5 protein-coding genes and 2 pseudogenes are annotated in these 4,247 nt (G+C 67.5%); 1 reads left to right on the top strand and 6 read right to left on the bottom strand.

Translation table 11 applies throughout. The annotated features are described in order from the left end of the window. Window positions 1-242: pseudogene (locus AC2VOG_RS08660) on the bottom strand (pyridine nucleotide-disulfide oxidoreductase); the annotation flags it as partial. Window positions 243-396: 154 nt separating this feature from the next. On the opposite strand from AC2VOG_RS08660, the gene AC2VOG_RS08655 reads away from it, so the two are divergent. Beyond that, a complete protein-coding gene (locus AC2VOG_RS08655; protein WP_486939503.1) occupies window positions 397-774 on the top strand; it encodes a hypothetical protein in 378 nt (125 codons plus the stop codon). A gap of 18 nt (window positions 775-792) precedes the next feature. Here the strand turns inward: AC2VOG_RS08655 and AC2VOG_RS08650 are convergent, their stop codons facing one another. The 5 genes and pseudogenes from AC2VOG_RS08650 to AC2VOG_RS08630 all read right to left on the bottom strand — a co-directional run. Continuing rightward, entirely contained in the window at window positions 793-1,503 is a 711-nt protein-coding gene (locus AC2VOG_RS08650) for a hypothetical protein (RefSeq protein WP_486939502.1), read from the bottom strand. 107 nt (window positions 1,504-1,610) lie between these two features. Continuing rightward, window positions 1,611-2,039, bottom strand: a complete 429-nt coding sequence (locus AC2VOG_RS08645) for a pyridoxamine 5'-phosphate oxidase family protein (RefSeq protein WP_486939501.1) — start codon at window positions 2,037-2,039, stop codon at window positions 1,611-1,613. A 30-nt stretch (window positions 2,040-2,069) separates the two neighbouring features. After that, window positions 2,070-3,074 carry an NADP-dependent oxidoreductase gene (locus AC2VOG_RS08640; protein ID WP_486939500.1) on the bottom strand — a complete coding sequence of 335 codons (1,005 nt, stop codon included), beginning with the start codon at window positions 3,072-3,074 and terminating at the stop codon, window positions 2,070-2,072. Continuing rightward, on the bottom strand, window positions 3,071-4,075 hold the full coding sequence (locus AC2VOG_RS08635; RefSeq protein WP_486939499.1) for an LLM class F420-dependent oxidoreductase: 1,005 nt from the start codon (window positions 4,073-4,075) through the stop codon (window positions 3,071-3,073). The genes AC2VOG_RS08640 and AC2VOG_RS08635 overlap by 4 nt, the downstream gene beginning before the upstream one ends. After that, window positions 4,072-4,247 (bottom strand): annotated as a pseudogene (locus AC2VOG_RS08630) (acyl-CoA dehydrogenase family protein); the annotation flags it as partial. The gene AC2VOG_RS08635 and the pseudogene AC2VOG_RS08630, both read right to left, overlap by 4 nt.

The following is a 4,247-nucleotide window of genomic DNA, read 5'->3' as shown; positions in this document are numbered from 1 at the left end:
TCCAGGCCGGTCAGCGCGCCCTGGACGATCCGGACCTGATCCAGTCGCCGGAACCGGTCGAAGGGGATCCAGTAGTCGCGCGCCCAATCGCGCGGGCGGGCCAGCCGCACCCCGAGTTCCTGGCCGCTGACCAGACCGGGCTTGACCGAGACGCCGACAACCTCGAAATGCTTGGCGAGCCGCATCGCCGCCAGGATGCCGACGTCGCCCAAGCCCGCGACGACAACGCGCTTGCGGCCCATGGCCAAAAACTGTAACAGGTTCTAGTTTGCCGCACCCGGTGATGTTGCGCGAAATTCTGCCGTTCCAGTCGCTGCGCGGCCGGTGAAATTCCGCCGGCGCTGTGGACGTGAACCTTCCGATATCCGAGGCGGCCTGGCTAGACTTCGGCGTGTGATGACGCCAAGTACCCCCTGGCGAAACGAACGTGGGCAATTACCGCAGCGATTGCGGGCCGGTGGTCATCTCGCCGGCCGGAGACAGGCACGACGGCTCAGCCGTCGCTTCGCACGCGTCGGCGTCAGCACGCCGCCGGACCGGATCCGGCAGATGCTGGCCGGTTCGGCCGTCGCCTGCCCCGAGGTCACGGATTTCAATTTCGCGCTGATCGCGACTCAGCTGAGACGCGACGAGTTGAGCGCGAAGGTCCGACGCATGAAGCGTCGCGGCACTCGTTCACTTCTTTTCGTCGGCATGGTTCTCGTGACGCTGAACCTGTTGTTCTGCATGGCCTACGCCCTGTTCAGCCTCACCCTGGATGCCCCGCCCCTATGAGTGGGCCGGTTCGCTCGGCTAAGCCGAGACAGCCACCGGGATCGGGTCGTTGCTCACCACACTCAAGCCGGCGAGCCGCCGCCATGAGCGGATCGCGTTGCGGGTCACGTCCACAATCGGTGCGGCACCGGCACCCAGGTTGGCCAACCGGTGCGCGCGCAGAGCGTTGCCGGTGACCGCGTCCAGGGTGTCCCAGTCATCGGTCTCGACCAGCGACGTCGACTGACAGGCGGCCCGCACCGCATAGAGTTCAGCGCCCTCGGCCGCCTCACACGCGGCGCGGCCCGCTTTGGCCGCACTGTCCCAGTTGACGATCGACGGCACGTCACCGGGGACGAATGTCCGATGCAGGTCCGCGATCTCGGCAATGGCGTCGGCCGCCGCCCCGCGGGCATACCGCAGAACACCCCATGGCGGACTGGTCAGCAGCTTGGTCACCCAGATGTGCAGGATCGCGTCGGCGACGTCAGCGGTCCCGACCGTCAGCCAGCCGAGATCGAGCACCAGCAGACTGTTCTCCGGCGACAGGTAGCCGTCGGGCTCAGCCAGCGAGTCGTTGCACAACTGCACGAACGACGCCAGAGGGCGGGCCGAGGTCGCCGGGAAGTCGGTGATCTGCTCGTCGCCGTTGATGTAGGAGATCACGTTCATCGCGCAACCTTTACCCGACCCGGGTTGATGCGATCCCCGGGCCAACCGCATCGGGTTGGTGATCCGGTCGAGTTCCATGTGAACTGCTTCCTCAGGTTTTCCAGCCGAACCCCGTCACCTTATGGCAGTTCGGCGCGTCGAAGACCGCGACACGACCGGGTGCGCAGCGCTGGAAAACCCGAATGCTAAAGCTCACCGGAGAAGTCGGCGGTGATCCAGCGGTCGGGCCGAATGGTGAACAGGATTCCCGGCTGATCCGCCATGGCCTGGACGAAGGCGCGGCCGCCTTCCTCGCCGAGGTAGCGAATGGCAATCGCCTCGCGCAACTCCAGCGGCGCGGGCGTCGTGGTGTCGACGACGGTGCCTTCGACAACCACGTACTGATACGGCGGGTCTTCGCGTTGCACAACCAGCGTCACCACGCCGGCCTGCTCGATGAGCTTGGTCTTGCGGGCTCCCACGCCGGTGTTGACCAGGATGTTCCCGCCCGGCGTGTAGCCGTACCACATCGGGACGCTGGCCGGCGGACGGCCGTCGGTCGCCGCCACCGACAACACCGCGACGTGCTTGCCGGCCAGGAATTCTTCACGTTGGGTCTCGCTAAAGGCAGCCATGGCGGTGTCCAACAAGCTCGCACGGCCGGGCTATTCCCCCAGCGCCAGGATGAGCTTGCCGGTGTTCTCGCCGCGGAACAGTTTGGCCAGCGCGTCGGGGAAGTCGCCGACACCGCCGTGCTCGATCTGCTCGTGCGACCGCAGTTCGCCGCTCTTGATCCATTTCGCAAGCTGCGCAACCCCTTCCGGATAGCGCTGCGCATAGTCGAAGATGACGAACCCGGTCATGGATGCGCGCGCAACCAGCAGTTGCATGTAGTTCGACGGCCCGCGCGCAGTGTCGTTGTACTGCGACACCGCGCCGCACAGCACGACGCGAGCCCCGCGGGCCAGTCGGTTGAGCGCCGCTTCGAGCGTCGTTCCGCCGACGTTGTCGAAGTACACGTCGACGCCGTCCGGGGCGTGGGCCTTGAGTTCTGCGCGCACATCGGCGGCCTTGTAGTCGATCGCGGCGTCGAATCCGGCCTCGTCGACCAGCCAGCGGCATTTGTCCCCGCCGCCGGCGACACCGACCGCGCGGCATCCCTTGATCTTGGCGATCTGGCCGACGATGCTGCCCACCGATCCGGCCGCTCCCGAAACCAGCACGGTCTGGCCCGGCTCGGGCTTGCCGACGTCGAGCAGCCCGAAGTACGCGGTCAGTCCGCTGATACCGAGTGCGCTGAGGTACACCGGCGCCGGAGCCAGCGCGGTGTCGATCGTGTTGACCTCGGTGCCGTCGGACAGCGCGTAGCGCTGCACACCGAAAATCCCGGACACGTCGTCGCCGACCGTGAAGCCGGGGTGGCGGGATTCGACGACCTGTCCGACCCCCAGCGCCCGCATCACCGCACCGATCTGCACCGGCGGGACGTAGCTGCGGCCGGCGTTCATCCAGGTGCGCATTGCCGGGTCGATAGACAGATAGTCGACCCGGACGACGAATTGGCCTTCGCCGGCAACGGGTTTGGGTTCTTCGACGATCTGCCAGTTGCTCGCGGTGAGCTTGTCGGCCGGTCGTTCGGCAAGTCGGCATTGGGTGTTGACGGTGGTCATAAAGCGGTCTCCTGCACTGACGTGATTTCGCGGTAAAGGTCGGCGGCGCAGGCGAGTACGCCGCTCCCGGCTGGGTCTTCGGCGGTCACGGGTATCACGGCGACGGTATCGGCGCCGGCAGCCAGGTACTCGCGTATCCGGCCGGCGACCTGGTCCGGATCGCCCAAAGCCGCAAGCTGTGCGGCCAATTCCAGCGGGATGGCCGCGGCCAGCTCCGCCCGTCGCGCACCGGAGCGGGCCCGCTCGACCAGGTCGGGAAATCCGAGGTCGCAGAACATCTCGCCATATCCGGGCGGGGCCAGATACACCGCGAGCTGACCGGCCAACTGACGCAACGCGGCCGCACCGGGTCGCACCGCCGCCGGCACCCAGGCGGTCAGGTGCGGCGGCACGCGTCTCACCGCAGCCGCCCGGCGCTCAACCTGTTCGCGGACTTGCGCAACACGTTGCGGTGAAACGAGATTCAATACGACCTCGTCGGCAACCTCGGCGGCCAACCGGATCATCGACGGGCCGAACGCGCCGACCCCGATACTGCTGTGTGGCAGCGGGTTTCGCAGCCGGAATCCGCTGCTTCGGACGTGGCGGCCGTCGTAGTTGCCGCGTTCGCCGCGCAGCAGGGGCCGCAGGCACGCGATTGTCTCCCGCATCCGTCCTACGCTGTGCGACCAGTCCCGGTCGTGCCAGCCCGTGACGATGAAGGGGCTTGAGGCGCCCAGTGCGATGTCGAGCTGGGCGCCGGTCACACCGGCAACCGTGCTGGCGCCCAACGCAATTGACGCCGGGGTTCGCACGCTGATCGGCAGCGGACCGACCCGCAGGCCCAGCCCCGGAGCGCGGGCACCGATCGCGGTGGCCAACGCGAAGGCATCGAAGGTCGCCATCTCGCCGATCCACAGTCCGTCGATGCCGGCGGCGTGTACGGCCTCGGCGATCTCGATGGCCTCCAGGTCGGGGCGGTCCAGCCAGAACGGCAGCACCGCTTCGATCGGCGACCTCACAGCATCGCCGCCTCACCGGCCTGACCCAGCAGAATCCGGCCGGGCAGTTCGCGCGACGCCTCGTTCACCTGGAAGTGCGCACTGGCGGTGAAGGCGTCGCGCAGTCGTCGTTGCAGCGGCGCGCCGTCGTAAATGGCGCTGCCCCCGGCGAGGTCGTACATCGACCGGACGA

It is taken from the genome of Mycobacterium sp. TH-M11 (assembly GCF_057473725.1).
The sequence above is the reverse complement of the archived record's forward strand: the minus strand, read 5'-3'. Positions and strand labels throughout refer to the sequence as shown.